We start from the raw sequence: 15,341 nt of genomic DNA, 5'->3' as shown, positions 1-15,341 counted from the left end.
ATGAAAAACAAAAGGTTCGCCATCGTGCTCGATACGCGCAAGTGTATCGACTGCAAGGCCTGCACGGTGGCCTGCAAGGCGGAAAACAACGTCCCCCTGGGGCGCGACAACTACCGTAACTGGGTCGACCAGGGAGAGGTCCGGGGAACCTACCCCCACCTGGGGCAGACCTTCACTCCCGGGCAGTGCATGCACTGTTCAAATGCCCCCTGCGACCATGTCTGTCCGACGGGTGCCACCGGCGTCAACGCCGACGGCATCGTCACCGTCGAAGAGAAGAAGTGCATCGGCTGCAAATACTGCATGACCGCCTGCCCCTACAACGCCCGTTACTACAACGAGGAAATCGAGGCCGTCGACAAGTGCACCTTCTGCGCCCACCGGGTCTACCAGGGGCGTCTGCCGGCCTGCGTCGAAACCTGCCCGACCAAGGTCCGGGTCTTCGGCGACCTCAACGATCCCTGCAGTGAAGTCTCGCTCCTGGTCGCCAAATATCCCCACCGGGTCGTCAAGCCGGAGATGGGGACCAAACCGTACCTCTACTACATCATTTAAGGAGAACGTCATGACTGCTACTGCCAAACGTCCAGGCGAGCTGTTGTGGTTCGCCCTCCTCGGTGCGGGTGTCCTCATAGGGGCCGTCTCCGCCGTGAACGTGCTGATCCAGGGGCACGCCCACGTCTACAACGTGACAAGGGAAGTCCCCTGGGGGATTCTCATTGCGACCTACGTCTTTTTCGTCGTTTCGAGCACCGGCCTCTGTCTGGTATCGAGCCTCGGTCACGTTTTCGGCATCGAGAAGTTCGAACTCATCGGCCGCCGCGCCATCATCCTGGCGATCATCACCCTGATCACCGGGTTCGGCGCCATCGGCATGGAAATCAATCATCCGATCCGCTTGGGGATCTACGCCATCCTCAGCCCCAACTTCTCCTCACCGATCTGGTGGATGGGAACGCTCTACGGGCTTTACCTCGCCCTTTTGTGCGGCGAGTTCTATTTTCTGATGCGCGGCCACCACAAGGGGGCCTTCGCCCTGGGGATGATCGGCTTTATCGCCGCCGTCTCCGCCCACTCCAACCTCGGCGCCGTCTTCGGACTGCTGGAGGCCCGCCCCTACTGGCACGGCTCCTTCCTGCCGATCTACTTCATCCTCTCGGCCCTGGTTTCCGGAGGGGCGCTGGTGGCTCTGTTCGTCTATTTCAACCACAAGTTCCGCGGTATCGACCTGCCGAAAGCTTACCAGGACTTCATGGTCTCCCTCGGCAAACTGCAGGCCCTGTTTCTAGTCATCCTGATCTTCTTCGTCATCTGGAAGATCATCCCGGGCCTTTACGGTCAGCCTCCCGGAAAATATGAGGCGACCATGGCCACCCTCACCGGTCCCCTGGCCTTCAACTTCTGGTTCTTCGAAGTGCTGATAGGACTGTTGATCCCCGTCACCATCCTCCTCAACCGCGCCACCCGCACACCCTTCGGCGTGATGGTCGCCGGTCTGCTGTCGACGGTGGGGATCTTTTTCATGCGCTACGACCTGGTGATCGCTGGGCAACTGGTGCCGATGCGTGAGGGGGTCGACGGCCTCGTCAACGGTCTCCTCACCTACACCCCCTCGATCACCGAGTTGGGTATCGTGATCGGCGCCATGGCCTTCTGCCTCCTTCTCTACTCGATCGCCGAGAAGTTCCTGTCTCTCGGAGAGCAGAAACACTAAATTTGACAATATGATATGCAGCAACAGGGGCCCTTCATCCCCTGCCTCCTTGGGCCGGCCTTTGCGCCGGCCCTTTTTTTTTGAATCGAAAAAACCTTTTCAACGCAGAGACGCTGAGAGGGAGAGGACGGCAGAGAAACGATCGCTTTCATTCCCGCCGTAATCTCTTCCGACTCTCCGATCTCTTCCGACTCTCCGATCTCTTCCGACTCTCCGATCTCTTCCGACTCTCCGATCTCTGCGCCTCTCCATTCTCTGCGCCTCTGCGTTAAAACCTTTATCTTGCCTTGTTTCCATTTTTCACGTACGGAACGGCCTCCGGGACAAGTCAGATCGAACCTTCGCAAGACATATTGAAATCGGAATATTTCTCTTGCACCGGCCCTGACCCGCGACTATACTGTCCCCGTTATGCAAATTCCGCATATCGACAACGCCCCGCCGGGGGAACCGCTGCAGGACGTCACCGGGGTCATCCTCGCCGGAGGACGGAGCTCGCGCATGGGACGGGACAAGGCGCTCCTCGAGGTCGACGGCGTCCCCCTCTTCGAGCGGGTGCTCTCGGTCATGACTCCCCTCTTCTCCCGGCTGCTCATCGCCGGCGAGCGCCCCGACCTGGCCCGTCCCGATCTCCCGTTCGTTCCGGACATCTACCCCGGCAGCGCCCTGGGGGGCCTCCATGCGGGCCTGACCGCCGCCGAAACCCAGTGGATTTTCGTCGCCGCCTGCGACATGCCCTATCCCGACCCGGCCCTGATCCGGCAGATCCTTGCCCTGCGCTTCGGTTACGACGTCGTCGTCCCGCGCACGGCCACCGGTCTCGAACCCCTCTTCGCCCTTTACGGCAAGGGGTGCCTGGCGCCGATGGAGGCGATGCTGCGGCAGGGAAGCTGCCGAATTTACGACTTCTACGACGAGGTCAGGGTCCGCGTCCTGACGGCCGAGGAACTCCCGGCCGGGGCCGATCGGGCCTTCGTCAACATCAACACCCCGACCGACTACGGCCGGGCTACGGAGCGCAAGCCATGAGACCTCCCGTCGTTTCGGTGGTGGCCAAAAGCGGCACCGGCAAGACCACCCTCCTCGAAAAACTCATCGCCGAACTCACCGCCCGCGGCTACCGGGTCGGCGCCCTCAAGCACGACGCCCACCGCTTCGAGATCGACCACGAGGGGAAGGATTCCTGGCGCCTGACGAAGGCCGGGGCCGCGACCACCGTCGTGACCTCGCCGCAAAAGAGCGCCATGGTCCGCATCCACTCCGACGAAGTCGAACCGACGCTCGAAGAGACCATCGACCGCTACTTTAACGACGTCGACATCCTCCTCACCGAGGGATTCAAGAAGAGCCCCCTGCCGAAGATCGAGGTTCACCGCCGCGAGGTGCGCAAAGACCTCCTCTGCCGCGGCGAACTTCACGACCCGGCGCTTCTGGCCGTCGCCTCCGACGAGCCCCTCGACCTCGACGTCCCCCTCTTCGACATTAACGACGCCGCCGGCCTCTGCGACCTCATCGAGGAGCGTTTTCTGCGATGAACGGCCTTGAGGTCCGCTCCAAGGTCTGGCTCGAGACCGAGGGGGCGCCGTTTCTCGGCGAGGGGCGCGAGCGTCTGCTGCGCCTCATCGACGACTGCGGGTCCATCAGCGGCGCCGCCCGGCAGATGGGGATCAGTTACCGCAAGGCCTGGAGCTTCATCGAGAACATGGAGAAACGGGTGCGCTTTCCCCTGGTCCACCGCCGCAAGGGGGGCGCCCGCGGGGGGACCACCACCCTGACCGCCGAGACGCTGCTCCTCCTCGAGAAGTTCGACGCCCTCAACCGCGGGGTGCAGGAGTACGTCGACGCCCGCTTCGCCGCCGACTTTCTCCCTCTAAATCCCGGCGAAGAGCCGAAGGTCGACAAATCGTAAAACATAACTACGGTATTGCCACCAAAGCACCAAGGAGAAGTCTCGCAACAAAGCTTTTTGGGGTTTGAAAAGGAGTCACTTGCAATGTTGACCTACAAGGAAGCCGTCGATCTGATCCTGCGCACGGTCGTCCCTCTGGCGGCGGAGGACCTCCCCCTCGGCGATGCCCTCGGCCGGGTTCTGGCCGAGCCGGTAACGGCCCGCTGGGACCTGCCGCCGGCGGACAACTCGGCCATGGACGGCTACGCCTTCCCCTTTGCCGGCCAGGAGGCCGGCTGCGAGCTGCGCGTCGCCGGATTTCTCCCCGCCGGGGCCAGCCACGAAACGTCCCTGGCTGAAGGGGAGGCGATCAAGATCATGACCGGCGCCCCCCTCCCGGCGGGGAGCGACACCGTGGTGCCGATCGAGGATGTCAAGGCAAGCGGAGGAACCATCCGCCTCGAGCGCACGCCTAAGGCAGGGCAGCACGTGCGCCGCCGGGGAGAGGAACTGCAGGCCGGCGAGACCGTCCTCCCTGCCGGAACTCCCCTCCATTCCGGTGAGATGGGGATCCTGGCGGCCGCCGGAGCGCAGCGGGTCCGGGTTGTCCGCACTCCGCGGGTCGCACTCCTTTCCACCGGCGACGAACTGGTGGAACTCGGCCAGACCCCGGGACCGGGACAGATCGTCAACTCGAACTACCACCTGCTGGCGGCGCGACTCCAGGAGGAGGGGTGCACGGTGATCCCCCTCGGCATTGCCCGCGACGAACGCGGCGGCCTCGGCGCCCGCATCGCCCGGGGGCTGGAAGCCGACGTCCTGATGACCACCGGCGGCGTTTCCGTCGGCGACCGCGACCACGTCCAGGAGACCCTGGTGGCCCAGGGCTTCGAACTCGGTTTCTGGAAGGTCGCCATCAAACCGGGCAAGCCTCTCCTCTTCGGCCGCTGCGGCTCGACCCTGGTCTTCGGCCTCCCCGGCAATCCCGCCGCCTCTGCGGCGACCTTCGAACTCTTCGCCCGCCCGGCCCTGCGCCGTCTCGCCGGGCACGGCGACCCCCTGCAGCCGCGCCTGGCCGTGACCCTCACGACGGCCGTCAGCGGCGGCGAAAAGCGGCAACGCTTTCTCTGGGGAACCCTCGCCGAGCGGGACGGCCGCTACCTCTTCACCCCTTCGGGGCGCCAGGGTTCGGGGCAGAACCGCAGTATCCAGGGTTCGCAGGCGTTGCTGCCGGTACCCGGAGGGAGCGGGGAGATTTCCGCCGGCAGCGAGGTCGAGGTGCTTCTGCTGCGCCTCCCCCCCGGCGCCGCAATCCCCGCATGACGTATACGTCTATTGAGATTTTTCTGAAAAAAGAGTAACATAGGACCTCAAAACCCCATTCAGGAGAAAAGCGCATGTTCGGACTTGGCACCCAGGAACTGATCATCATCCTCGTTCTGGTACTCATCATCTTCGGCGCCGGCAAGCTCCCCCAGATCGGCGGCGCCCTCGGCAAAGGGCTGCGCAACTTCAAGGAAGGGGTCAAGGACGCCGATGAGGCCACGGAAGAGGCCAAAAAACTCGACGACGACAAGAAGAAGGACGCCTGACCCGGCGTTGCTCCCCTCAGGATAAAAGAAAAAAGCGGCCCCGGAACTGTGTGTTCCGGGGCCGCTTTCTATTGACTGAACAACAACCGGGACAAAGACTTCAACGCGGAGGCGCGGAGAAGGAGAGAATCGGAGAGGAAAGCGGGGACCCTTCCGAGATCCCTTTTAAACCCGTGGCAAAAGTCAAAAGAGGATTGGAGCGAAGGGGGCGATCAGAAAAAACAAACGGCGGGATGGCACTAAAGAGGCCATCCCGCCGTTGGCTATGGGTTCGAAAGAGAGATCTACTGCTGGGGGACGATGGTGATCTCCACCCGGCGATTGAGCTGGCGCCCCGACTCGGTGTCGTTGCTGGCGATCGGACGGCTCTCGCCGTAGCCGACGGCGATCAACCGACCGGGATTGACGCCCTGGCCGGCGAGGGCGTTCTTCACAACCTGGGCGCGACGCTCGGAGAGCTGCTGGTTGTAAGCCTCGGTCCCCTTGCTGTCGGTGTGACCGGCAATGGTGATATTGGTCTGGGGGTACTGGACCAGGACCTGGGCGACCCGTGAGATCTCGTCGTAGGCACCGGCCTTGAGGGTGGAGGAGTCGAAATCGAAGAGCATGTCGGCCTTGAAGGTGACGGCAAGGACATCAGCATTGCGCTGGATGTTGGCCGCCTCGACACCGGCGAGCTGCTGGCGCATCGCCGCTTCCTGATTGTCCATGTAACGACCCATGGTGCCGCCGGCGAGTCCGCCGACGACGGCGCCGATTCCGGCACCGAGGAGGGTCGCCTTGGTGTCACCGCCGATCGCCTGGCCGAGCCCGGCTCCCGCCGCCGCGCCGACCCCGGTGCCGATCAGGGCCCCTTTCTGGGTCTTGTTCTGCGGGGCGACACACCCGGAAAGAATCAACGAAACGCAAAGGACCGCCATAAGAAATCTTTTCATATTCATCTCTCCCTAGGAAAATTTGGACCGGCATCCTCGTAACTTGCCGGCCATATGCAGAAACATTAGCACTCTAAAGAGATAATTACAACTGCCCTCGCCACCCCTTAATACTTGAATCTCACTCCAATCCCATGCTAGTTTGCACAGTTATAAATTGCTGACACCAAAAAAGGGAGAGTCTGAAATGAAAATAACCCGACCCGAAGTGGAGCATGTGGCGCGCCTGGCGCGCCTGGCCCTCGACGACGGCGAATTCGACGCCCTCACCGGGGAAATGGACGCCATCCTCGGTTATGTGGCAAAGCTTCAAGAACTCGACACCGAAGGCATCGTCCCCACCGCCCACGCCGTGCCGATGGAGAACGCCTTCCGCGATGACCTGGTGAAACCGTCCATCGGCATCGAAGCGGCCCTGCAAAACGCGCCGGATGCCGCCGACGGCTGCTTCCGGGTTCCCAAGGTTATCGAGTGACCGCCTTCCTGCCCTTGAATTGATCAGGTATTCGTTTTTTCTGGAGACACCATGAATTTTACGGATCGGACCATCCACGAACTGCACGACCGGCTGCGCGCCGGCGAGGTGACCTCCGTCGAGCTGACCCGGGCCCATCTTGAGCGGATCAAGGCGACCGACGGGGCGATCAACGCCTACATCACCCTCTGCCCCGAAGAGGCTTTGGCGGCCGCGGCGGCCGCCGACGCCCGCATCGCCGAAGGGCGCGCCGATCTCCTCACCGGCATCCCCATCGCCCTCAAGGACATCTTTCTCACCGAGGGGGTGCGCACCACCTGCGCCTCGAAGATTCTCGACAACTTTGTCGCCCCCTACGACGGCACCGCCGTCGCCCGCCTCAAGGAACGGGGGGCGGTGATCCTCGGCAAGCTCAACATGGATGAGTTCGCCATGGGGAGCTCCAACGAGAACAGCGCCTACGGGCCGGTGAAGAATCCCTGGAACCTGGGGACCGTTCCCGGCGGCTCCTCCGGCGGCAGCGCCGCGGCGGTCGCCGCCGGCCAGGCGGTGGCGACCCTCGGCACCGACACCGGCGGCTCGATCCGCCAGCCCGCCTCCCACTGCGGCGTCGTCGGCCTCAAGCCGACCTACGGCCGGGTCTCCCGCTACGGAGTCATCGCCTACGCCTCCTCCCTCGACCAGGTCGGCCCCCTGACCCGCGACGTGGAGGACTGCGCCATCATGCTCCAGGCCGTCGCCGGTTTCGACGGCGCCGACTCGACCTCCGTCGACCTCCCGGTCCCCGACTACCGCGCCACCCTGAAGGACGGCATCGCCGGACTCAAAATCGGCCTGCCGAAGGAATACTTCATCGAAGGGCTCGACCCGGAGGTGAAAAAGGCCGTCGAGACCGCCATCGCCGTCTGCCGGAATCTCGGCGCCGAGATTGTCGAGGTCTCCCTCCCCCACACCGACTACGCCCTGGCCTGCTACTACCTGGTCGCCACCGCCGAGGCCTCGAGCAACCTCGCCCGCTACGACGGGGTGCGCTACGGCGTGCGGACCGAGAGCGCCAGGGGACTTTCCGACCTGTACAGCCGCAGCCGCGCTGAAGGCTTCGGCGCCGAGGTCAAGCGCCGCATCATGCTCGGCACCTACGCCCTCTCTTCCGGCTACTACGACGCCTACTACCTCAAGGCGCAGAAGGTGCGGACCCTGATCCGCCAGGACTTCCTCGACGCCTTCGCCCAGGTCGATCTCCTCCTGACCCCGGTGGCGCCGACGGCGGCTTTCCCCATCGGCGAGAAGACGGCCGACCCGTTGCAGATGTACCTCTCGGACATCTTCACCATCCCCGTCAACCTCGCCGGAACCTGCGCCCTCTCCCTCCCCTGCGGATTCACCGCCGAAGGGCTCCCCATCGGCCTGCAGCTGATCGGCAAACCCTTCGACGAAGCGACGATCCTGCGGGCGGCCTGGGCCTTTGAGCAGGCGACGGAGTGGCACAAAGAAAGCCCCCATTTTTAAAGATATATTTAACGCAGAGACGCAAAGGCGCAGAAAACGCGAAGAAAATCAAAACTCGATCGGGAAAAACATACAATCATTCCTTTTGTCCCCTGATTTTCTCAGCGTCTCGGCGCCTCCGCGTTGAAAAGGATTTTCTTATGTCATCAAAATACGAAGTCGTCATCGGCCTGGAGGTTCATGTCCAGCTCACCACCGCGACCAAGATCTTCTGCGGCTGCTCCACGGCCTTCGGCGCGCCCCCGAACTCCCAGACCTGCCCGGTCTGCCTGGGGATGCCCGGCGCCCTGCCGGTTCTCAACCGCAAGGTCGTCGAATACGCCATCCACGCCGGCCTGGCGACCAACTGCGCCATCACGGAGCGCTCCATCTTCGCCCGCAAGAATTACTTCTATCCCGACCTCCCCAAGGGGTATCAGATCAGCCAGTTCGAGCTCCCCATCTGCCAGCACGGCTGGCTCGACATCCAGGTCGAGGGAGAGGAATCGAAACGCATCGGCATCACCCGCATTCACATGGAAGAGGATGCCGGCAAACTCCTCCACGGCGAGGGGATGGAGAACGCCTCCCTCGTCGACCTCAACCGCGCCTGCACGCCGCTTCTCGAAATCGTCTCCGAGCCGGACATGCGCTCTTCCGACGAGGCGATCGCCTATCTGAAGAAGCTCCACCAGATCGTCATGTACCTCGGGATCTGCGACGGCAACCTCGAGGAGGGGTCCTTCCGCTGCGACGCCAACGTCTCCATCCGCCCCCGGGGACAGAAGGAGCTGGGGACCCGCGCCGAGCTCAAGAACATCAACTCCTTCCGTTTCATCAAGCAGGCCATCGACTACGAGGTCGAGCGCCAGGCCGAACTCCTCGAGGACGGCGGCAAGGTTGTGCAGGAGACCCGCCTCTTCGACGCCGCCACCGGCGTCTCCCGCTCCATGCGCGGCAAGGAGGAGGCCCACGACTACCGTTACTTCCCCGACCCCGACCTGGTTCCGGTGGTCGTCTCCGAGGCCTGGATCGCCGAGGTGCGCGCCGCCCTCCCCGAACTCCCCGGGGCCCGCATCGCGCGCTTCGTCCAGGAGTACGGCATCCCCCTCTACGACGCCGAGGTTCTCAGCGCCGAGCGCGGACTCGGAGACTACTACGACGCCTGCGTCCGGCTCCACGGCAACGCCAAGGCCTGCTCCAACTGGGTCATGGGGGAGGTGATCCGCGCCCTCAACGCCGACGGAATCGCCATTGCGGCCGCTCCGGTGACTCCGGCGATGCTCGCCGGGATGCTTTCGCGCATCGACGACGGCACCATTTCCGGCAAGATCGCCAAGACCGTCTTCGACGCCATGTGGAAGAGCGGCAAGGAGGCCGACGTCCTCATCGAGGAGCAGGGTCTCAAACAGGTGACCGACAGCGGAGCCATCGAGACGATCATCGACGAGATCATCGCCGCCAATTCCGGGCAGGTCGAAGAGTACCGCGCCGGCAAGGAGAAGGTCTTCGGCTTCTTCGTTGGCCAGGTCATGAAGGCCAGCAAAGGGAAGGCCAATCCCGCCGCCGTCAACGAGCTGCTGAAGAAGAAGCTGGCGGGGGAATAAAAAAAGCGTTGCGCCCTTCTCACCGCAGACAGGAACTCCCATGGAAGCAGAAAGCCTGGCAGAACGGATCGACGATTATCTCAAGGCCCTGAAGCAGCTCGAGAAAGCCGTGGCGCAGCCCAAGAATGAGTTCATCCGGAATTCGGTGATTCAACGCTTTGAGTTCACCCATGAGCTGGCCTGGAAGATGCTGAAACTCCAGCTTGAGGCGGAGGGGCTGATCGTCAGGACCCCTCGCGAAACGCTGCAGGAGGCGTTGCAGGCGGGATTGATCGAGGACGGCAATCTCTGGAGCGACATGCAGAAGATGCGCAATCTCACCAGCCACACCTACCATGAGCAACTGGCTGAGGATGTCTACGCTTTTATCGTCGGCCAGGCGCTCCATCTCTTTCAGCTTCTGGCGGAAAAGAGCAGGACATGGCAAACAAACGGTTGATTTTCGGCCTGGCCGAGCGCCACTATGACGAATTCGAGCGGATTTTTTCCCGCTATCCTCAGGTCGATCGGGTCCTGATCTTCGGTTCGCGGGCCAAGGGGACCGACAAACCGGAATCCGACTTCGACCTCGCCGTCCTCGCGCCGACGATGAAGGAGAGTGAGTTTTCCCGACTCTGGAACGAGATCGACGCACTCCCTCTGGTTTTCAAGGTGGATTTATTGCACTGGGACCGACTGACGCAGAACCGACTGAAGGAAAAGATTACTTCGGAAGGACGCCTCTTTTATCCCCGACCGACCAATTCAACCGAATGATCACCGGGACATCGAATGCCAACCTGTCATCCGTAGCCCGTCACCCGTCACTGTTTTCCCGTCACATGCCGGAGTCAACCATGTCCATCAAACCGATTCTCTATGAAAACAACGTCCTGAAAATGATCGACCAGCGCCTCCTCCCCGTGGAGGAGGTCTGGCTCGAATATACCGACTACCGCGCCGTCGCCGAGGCGATCAAGACCATGGTGGTGCGCGGCGCCCCGGCCATCGGCGTGGCGGCGGCCTTCGGTGCCGCCTTCGGGGCCCGGGAGATCGTCGCCGCCGACTACGACGCCTTCGCGCCCGAGTTCGAAAAGGTCTGCGCCCTTCTCGCGGCGACCCGGCCGACGGCCGTCAACCTCTTCTGGGCTCTCGACCGCATGAAGCGCTGCGCGAAGGCTCACCGCGCCCTCTCCCCCTCGGGGCTCAAGGCGCGCCTCGTCGGCGAGGCGATGGAGATTGCCGCCGAGGACGAACGCCTCAACCGCACCCTGGGAAAAAACGGCGCGACTCTGATCCCCGACGGCGCCCGGGTCCTCACCCACTGCAATGCCGGAGCCCTGGCCACCGCCGGCTACGGCACGGCCCTCGGGGTGATCCGCGCCGCCGTGGAGGCCGGCAAGAAAGTCGCCGTCCTCGCCGATGAGACCCGCCCCTGGCTGCAGGGGGCCCGCCTCACCGCCTGGGAACTCATGAAGGACGGAATCCCCGTGACCCTGATCTGCGACAACATGGCCGGCCACCTGATGAGCAAGGGGGAGATCGACTGCGTCATCGTCGGCGCCGACCGCATCGCCGCCAACGGCGACACCGCCAACAAGATCGGCACCTACACGGTGGCGATTCTCGCCCGGGAGCACGGCCTCCCCTTCTACGTCGCCGCGCCGATCTCCACCATCGATCTGGCGATCCCCGACGGCAGTCACATCCCCATCGAGGAGCGCGACCGCCGCGAGGTGACCCACAGCGGCGAAAGGCAGCTGGCCCCCGAAGGAGTGACGGTGCGCAACCCGGCCTTCGACGTCACCCCGGCCCGCCTAATTACCGCCATCATCACCGAGCGCGGGGTGGTCAGCGGCGACTATCGGGCCGAACTGCTCCGGCTGGTTTCCGGAAAGGAATAAGCGATGAGCAGCGGTACTCCCGCCGCACGTCTGGTCGACGTCTGCCGGGCCAAGGACAAACCGGGACTCCTTCGCCTGGCGGCCGAACTCGGCTTTGCCGAGGGAGGGAAAACCGCGGACAATCTCCTTCTCATCTCCGAGCGCCCGGCTCTGGCGGCGCTCCTCCCGGAGATCGTCGAAGACGCCCTGTCTTCCGCCGATCCCGACCAGGCCCTCAACGGCCTGGAGCGCCTCCTGGCGACCGTCTCCGAGAACGAACTGGCGGCGGTGCTCCGGACCCCCGGGGAACGACAACGCCTCCTCACCGTCCTCGGCGCCTCCCTCTTTCTCACCGGGATCCTCTGCCGCCGTAGCGCCTTCTTTCATGACCTCTTTTCCGCCGGCGAATTCGAGCGAGCCAAACCGGAAGGGGTGATGCTCGACGAGCTGCGCCGAAGGATCCCCGACGGCTCCACTTTTGCCGAACTGCAGAAGGGGGTGCGTCTCTACAAGTCCCGGGAAATCCTCCGCATCGGCAGCCGCGACCTCTGCCGGATGGCCGATCTGGTCGAGGTCACCGCCGAGCTCTCGGCCCTGGCCGCCGCCACCCTGCAGCGCGCCTTCGAGATCTGCGAAACGCTGCTGCGCGCCGAGTACGGCACACCGCGCCTCCGCACCGCCGACGGCGCCCTCGGCGACGAGCCGGAATTCACCATCCTCGGCATGGGGAAATTCGGCGGCCGCGAACTCAACTTCTCCTCCGACATCGATCTGATCTACTTCTACTCCTCGGAAAAGGGGGAGACCGAAGGTGTCGCCGACCCCGTCCGGGGCCGAAAGAACGCCCTCCACCTCCACCAGTACTACTGCAAGCTCGGCGAGCTGATCACCAAGGCCATCGGCCAGGTCACCGAAGACGGCTTCGTCTTTCGCGTCGATTTACGGCTGCGCCCCGAGGGGAACAGCGGCGACATGGCCAATTCCCTGCGCAGCGGCGAGGTCTACTACGAAAGCTGGGGACAGAGCTGGGAGCGGGCGGCGATGATCAAGGCCCGCCCCGTCGCCGGCTCGATCCCCCTCGGGGAGAGACTGCTCAAAAACCTCGAACCCTTCGTCTACCGCAAGTTCCTCGACTACGCCATGGTCGAGGACATCAAGGTGATGAAACAGAAGATCGACCGCAGCCTGACCCGCGACCGCGAGGGGGAGCTCAATCTCAAACTCGGCCGCGGCGGGATCCGGGAAATCGAATTCTTCATCCAGGCGCTGCAGCTGATCTACGCCGGCAAGAACCCGCGGCTGCGGGTGAAAAACTCCCTGAAGGCCCTCGATGCCCTCCTTGCCGAGGGACATATCAAGACCGAGGACCACCGCACGCTGCGCGACGCCTACATCTTCTTGCGCACCGTCGAACACCGCATCCAGGTGGTCCAGGAGCGCCAGACCCACAACCTCCCCACCCACCCCGGCGAGGTTCGGGCTCTGGCCCGACGGTCGGGGTTCGCCGAGGCACTCCCCTTTCACCAGGCGCTGCAGAACCACCGGAACAGGGTCGAGGCGATCTACCGCGACCTCTTCTATACCGCCGAGGAGGAGATCCGCGAAGAGGTCCGTCCGGAGATCTCCTTTCTTTTCGACCCGGCGGCAAATTCGGACCTGGTCAAGGACATCCTCGAAGAGAAGGGGTTCAAGGATCCCGACGGCGCCTTCGAGAGCCTACTGGTGCTGCGCGACGGCCCCCCGCACGCCCGGCTCACCGAACGGGCCCGGCGCCATCTGGAGCGCATCGCTCCCCTCCTCCTGCAGGAGGTCGTCGATTCCCCCGAGCCGGACATGGCGCTGCGCAACCTCGAGCGTTTTCTCGGCGTCCTGCGGGCCCGGGCAACCTTCTACGCCCTCCTCGCCGAAAACCGCGAAATCATCAAACTTCTCATCACCCTCTTCGGCACCAGCCAGTTCCTCTCAAGGATCTTCATCCAGCACCCCGAGATCCTCGACGCCCTGGTCTCCCGCTCCTATGCCGTGGCTTACAAGGAAAAAGAGACGCTGGAAAGGGAACTGCGCGCCTATCTGGCGGAGGCGGCCGACTACGAGGAAAAGCTCGACGTACTGCGACGCTTCCGCAACGAGGAGTTTCTGCGCATCGCCCTCAACGACATCCACGGTCACACCCCCCAGGGGGCGGGGACGGCCCAGCTCTCCTGCCTGGCCGACGTCTGCCTGCAGTCGGCGGTGGAGATCGCCCGGGAGGAACTTCTGCCGCGCTTCGGCCTCCCTTTCTGCAAGGATGAGGAAGGCCGGGAGCACGAGGCCGCCTTCGCCATCGTCGGCATGGGGAAGCTGGGGGGGAGGGAGCTCAACTACCATTCGGACCTCGACATCATCTTCATCTACGAAGGGGACGGCGAAACCCGTTCGGCCGAAGGGACCGATTCCGGCCGTTTCCGCGGGCAGAGCAATCAGGAATACTTCTCGCGCCTGGCGCAGCGCATCATCTCGGTCCTCACCCTGGTCACCCGCGAGGGGACCGTCTATCAGATCGACACCCGGTTGCGCCCCTCGGGGAACCAGGGACCGCTGGTGACGACCCTGTCGGCCTACGAGCGCTACCACGAGTCCTCGGCCCAGGCCTGGGAGCGCCAGGCCCTGACCAAGGCGCGGGTGGTCACCGGCCCCGAAGCGCTGGCCCGGCGCATCGAGACCCTGACGCAAAAAATCGTCTACGAGCGCCCCGTCCCGGACAATCTCCGCGAGGAGATTTTCCGCCTGCGGGCCCGGATGGAGACGGAAATCGCCCGCGAAGGGGACGACCACTTCAACATCAAGACCGGCCGCGGCGGCATGGTCGACGTGGAATTTCTCGCCCAGTTCCTGCAACTCAAGTACGGCGGCGACCGCCCGCCCCTGCGGCAGACCAACACCCTGCACACCCTGCAGGCCCTGGAGGAGGAAGGCCTTCTCTCCCCGGCTGATCACACCGCACTGGTCGTCGGATACAAGTTTCTCCGCCGTCTGGAAAACCGCCTGCGCCTGGTGCACGACCAGTCGATCAACGACCTCTCGGGCGAACGCGGCTACCTGGTCAAGCTGGCCAAGCGCCTCGGCTATCCCGACCGCCCGCGCCGCCCCGACGAGGTATTGATGGAGGACTACCGCCGGGCAACGGAGAAGATCCGCGCCGTCTTCGACCGCTTCCTCGGCCCGGAGAGCGCCGGAACACCCCCCGCGGAGGCGTAGCGGACCGTTCTGCCAGAGGTTTCCCTTCCGGCCGGGACGACGACCGTTCCTTTACCCCATCCGATTGGCCAGATTCGCGGACAAAGAAAAACCGCCGCTCTCAGGCCGATGCGTTTGGCTAACCTGTTAAACGCAGAGGAACCTATCAGAAGTTAAAAGCCCCGTTCCCGGTATTTCACCGGGAGCGGGGCTTCGTTATTTACTGAGGGGAAAAGTCGTCTTGAGGCTTTCGAAAGGCATTTTCAGGGGACGAAGTAGAGGATATTCCAGACCCTTCCCATTGAACGTCTCTGACTTTCTGCTCCAGTCTGCCAATCGCCACTTGACAATCCGGAAAAATTTAGCGATAAACAAAAAATTTTAATGGAAAACTTCTATCTTTTTTTGGGAGGCATTCTGTTTTCCCCACCGCTCGGCTCCGGGTTTACCCCGCTCTATCGTTTGGCTCTTTGGCCAGCCCGCCCCTTACCCTCTACGGGGACGACCTTTCCTCCGACCTTCCCCGCAATTGCCCTTGGGCACGAAGTTGACCATGAGTATCCC

Annotated in this window: 15 protein-coding genes; 14 read left to right on the top strand and 1 reads right to left on the bottom strand. The window is 63.4% G+C overall.

The features are described 5' to 3' along the window. From DSOUD_RS02950 to tatA, 7 genes are all read left to right on the top strand, one after another. Complete coding sequence (locus DSOUD_RS02950) at positions 1-555, top strand: 4Fe-4S dicluster domain-containing protein (protein ID WP_053549601.1); 555 nt, start codon at positions 1-3, stop codon at positions 553-555. A gap of 10 nt (positions 556-565) precedes the next feature. Next, a complete protein-coding gene (nrfD, locus tag DSOUD_RS02945) occupies positions 566-1,714 on the top strand; it encodes an NrfD/PsrC family molybdoenzyme membrane anchor subunit (RefSeq protein ID WP_082351036.1) in 1,149 nt (382 codons plus the stop codon). 411 nt (positions 1,715-2,125) lie between these two features. Then, positions 2,126-2,743 carry a molybdenum cofactor guanylyltransferase gene (mobA, locus tag DSOUD_RS02940; RefSeq protein ID WP_053549599.1) on the top strand — a complete coding sequence of 206 codons (618 nt, stop codon included), beginning with the start codon at positions 2,126-2,128 and terminating at the stop codon, positions 2,741-2,743. Then, complete coding sequence (gene mobB / locus DSOUD_RS02935) at positions 2,740-3,249, top strand: molybdopterin-guanine dinucleotide biosynthesis protein B (protein ID WP_053549598.1); 510 nt, start codon at positions 2,740-2,742, stop codon at positions 3,247-3,249. Before mobA ends, mobB begins: the two co-directional genes overlap by 4 nt. Then, the gene (locus DSOUD_RS02930) at positions 3,246-3,623 is read left to right on the top strand and encodes a winged helix-turn-helix domain-containing protein (protein ID WP_053549597.1); all 378 of its coding nucleotides are present in this window, start codon (positions 3,246-3,248) and stop codon (positions 3,621-3,623) included. The genes mobB and DSOUD_RS02930 overlap by 4 nt, the downstream gene beginning before the upstream one ends. 84 nt (positions 3,624-3,707) lie before the next feature. Next, positions 3,708-4,925 carry a molybdopterin molybdotransferase MoeA gene (locus tag DSOUD_RS02925; protein ID WP_053549596.1) on the top strand — a complete coding sequence of 406 codons (1,218 nt, stop codon included), beginning with the start codon at positions 3,708-3,710 and terminating at the stop codon, positions 4,923-4,925. Between the two features lie 74 nt (positions 4,926-4,999). Continuing rightward, entirely contained in the window at positions 5,000-5,194 is a 195-nt protein-coding gene (gene tatA / locus DSOUD_RS02920; RefSeq protein ID WP_053549595.1) for a twin-arginine translocase TatA/TatE family subunit, read from the top strand. Positions 5,195-5,478: 284 nt separating this feature from the next. On the opposite strand, the gene DSOUD_RS02915 is transcribed toward tatA, so the two are convergent. Next, a complete protein-coding gene (locus DSOUD_RS02915) occupies positions 5,479-6,129 on the bottom strand; it encodes a YiaD family glycine zipper/OmpA-like lipoprotein (protein ID WP_053549594.1) in 651 nt (216 codons plus the stop codon). A 187-nt stretch (positions 6,130-6,316) separates the two neighbouring features. Here DSOUD_RS02915 and gatC point away from each other — a divergent pair, with 187 nt between their 5' ends. The 7 genes from gatC (at position 6,317) to glnE (ending at position 14,798) form a co-directional block, all read left to right on the top strand. After that, positions 6,317-6,604: an Asp-tRNA(Asn)/Glu-tRNA(Gln) amidotransferase subunit GatC gene (gene gatC, locus DSOUD_RS02910; RefSeq protein WP_053549593.1), complete on the top strand. Its 288-nt coding sequence runs from the start codon at positions 6,317-6,319 to the stop codon at positions 6,602-6,604. Between the two features lie 51 nt (positions 6,605-6,655). Beyond that, complete coding sequence (gatA, locus tag DSOUD_RS02905) at positions 6,656-8,113, top strand: Asp-tRNA(Asn)/Glu-tRNA(Gln) amidotransferase subunit GatA (RefSeq protein ID WP_053549592.1); 1,458 nt, start codon at positions 6,656-6,658, stop codon at positions 8,111-8,113. A 140-nt stretch (positions 8,114-8,253) separates the two neighbouring features. Next, entirely contained in the window at positions 8,254-9,699 is a 1,446-nt protein-coding gene (gatB, locus tag DSOUD_RS02900; protein WP_053549591.1) for an Asp-tRNA(Asn)/Glu-tRNA(Gln) amidotransferase subunit GatB, read from the top strand. Positions 9,700-9,739: 40 nt separating this feature from the next. Further along, positions 9,740-10,138 (top strand): nucleotidyltransferase substrate binding protein, encoded by a 399-nt coding sequence (locus DSOUD_RS02895; RefSeq protein ID WP_053549590.1) that lies wholly within the window; start codon positions 9,740-9,742, stop codon positions 10,136-10,138. After that, on the top strand, positions 10,120-10,455 hold the full coding sequence (locus tag DSOUD_RS02890; RefSeq protein WP_053549589.1) for a nucleotidyltransferase family protein: 336 nt from the start codon (positions 10,120-10,122) through the stop codon (positions 10,453-10,455). The genes DSOUD_RS02895 and DSOUD_RS02890 overlap by 19 nt, the downstream gene beginning before the upstream one ends. A gap of 80 nt (positions 10,456-10,535) precedes the next feature. Then, on the top strand, positions 10,536-11,582 hold the full coding sequence (gene mtnA, locus DSOUD_RS02885; RefSeq protein ID WP_053549588.1) for an S-methyl-5-thioribose-1-phosphate isomerase: 1,047 nt from the start codon (positions 10,536-10,538) through the stop codon (positions 11,580-11,582). Positions 11,583-11,585: 3 nt separating this feature from the next. Then, positions 11,586-14,798 (top strand): bifunctional [glutamate--ammonia ligase]-adenylyl-L-tyrosine phosphorylase/[glutamate--ammonia-ligase] adenylyltransferase, encoded by a 3,213-nt coding sequence (gene glnE / locus DSOUD_RS02880; protein ID WP_053549587.1) that lies wholly within the window; start codon positions 11,586-11,588, stop codon positions 14,796-14,798. Positions 14,799-15,341: the final 543 nt, after the last annotated feature.

Origin of the sequence: Desulfuromonas soudanensis, assembly GCF_001278055.1 — a bacterium.
GTDB classification, from domain to species: Bacteria; Desulfobacterota; Desulfuromonadia; order Desulfuromonadales; family WTL; genus Deferrimonas; species Deferrimonas soudanensis.
The sequence above is the reverse complement of the archived record's forward strand: the minus strand, read 5'-3'. Positions and strand labels throughout refer to the sequence as shown.

Excerpts from the sequence above, each read along its gene's own strand:
- DSOUD_RS02950 (WP_053549601.1), top strand. The coding sequence starts at position 1 with ATGAAAAACAAAAGGTTCGCCATCGTGCTCGATACGCGCAAGTGTATC.
- nrfD (WP_082351036.1), top strand. The coding sequence starts at position 566 with ATGACTGCTACTGCCAAACGTCCAGGCGAGCTGTTGTGGTTCGCCCTC.
- mobA (WP_053549599.1), top strand. The coding sequence starts at position 2,126 with ATGCAAATTCCGCATATCGACAACGCCCCGCCGGGGGAACCGCTGCAG.
- mobB (WP_053549598.1), top strand. The coding sequence starts at position 2,740 with ATGAGACCTCCCGTCGTTTCGGTGGTGGCCAAAAGCGGCACCGGCAAG.
- DSOUD_RS02930 (WP_053549597.1), top strand. The coding sequence starts at position 3,246 with ATGAACGGCCTTGAGGTCCGCTCCAAGGTCTGGCTCGAGACCGAGGGG.
- DSOUD_RS02925 (WP_053549596.1), top strand. The coding sequence starts at position 3,708 with ATGTTGACCTACAAGGAAGCCGTCGATCTGATCCTGCGCACGGTCGTC.
- tatA (WP_053549595.1), top strand. The coding sequence starts at position 5,000 with ATGTTCGGACTTGGCACCCAGGAACTGATCATCATCCTCGTTCTGGTA.
- DSOUD_RS02915 (WP_053549594.1), bottom strand. The coding sequence starts at position 6,129 with ATGAAAAGATTTCTTATGGCGGTCCTTTGCGTTTCGTTGATTCTTTCC.
- gatC (WP_053549593.1), top strand. The coding sequence starts at position 6,317 with ATGAAAATAACCCGACCCGAAGTGGAGCATGTGGCGCGCCTGGCGCGC.
- gatA (WP_053549592.1), top strand. The coding sequence starts at position 6,656 with ATGAATTTTACGGATCGGACCATCCACGAACTGCACGACCGGCTGCGC.
- gatB (WP_053549591.1), top strand. The coding sequence starts at position 8,254 with ATGTCATCAAAATACGAAGTCGTCATCGGCCTGGAGGTTCATGTCCAG.
- DSOUD_RS02895 (WP_053549590.1), top strand. The coding sequence starts at position 9,740 with ATGGAAGCAGAAAGCCTGGCAGAACGGATCGACGATTATCTCAAGGCC.
- DSOUD_RS02890 (WP_053549589.1), top strand. The coding sequence starts at position 10,120 with ATGGCAAACAAACGGTTGATTTTCGGCCTGGCCGAGCGCCACTATGAC.
- mtnA (WP_053549588.1), top strand. The coding sequence starts at position 10,536 with ATGTCCATCAAACCGATTCTCTATGAAAACAACGTCCTGAAAATGATC.
- glnE (WP_053549587.1), top strand. The coding sequence starts at position 11,586 with ATGAGCAGCGGTACTCCCGCCGCACGTCTGGTCGACGTCTGCCGGGCC.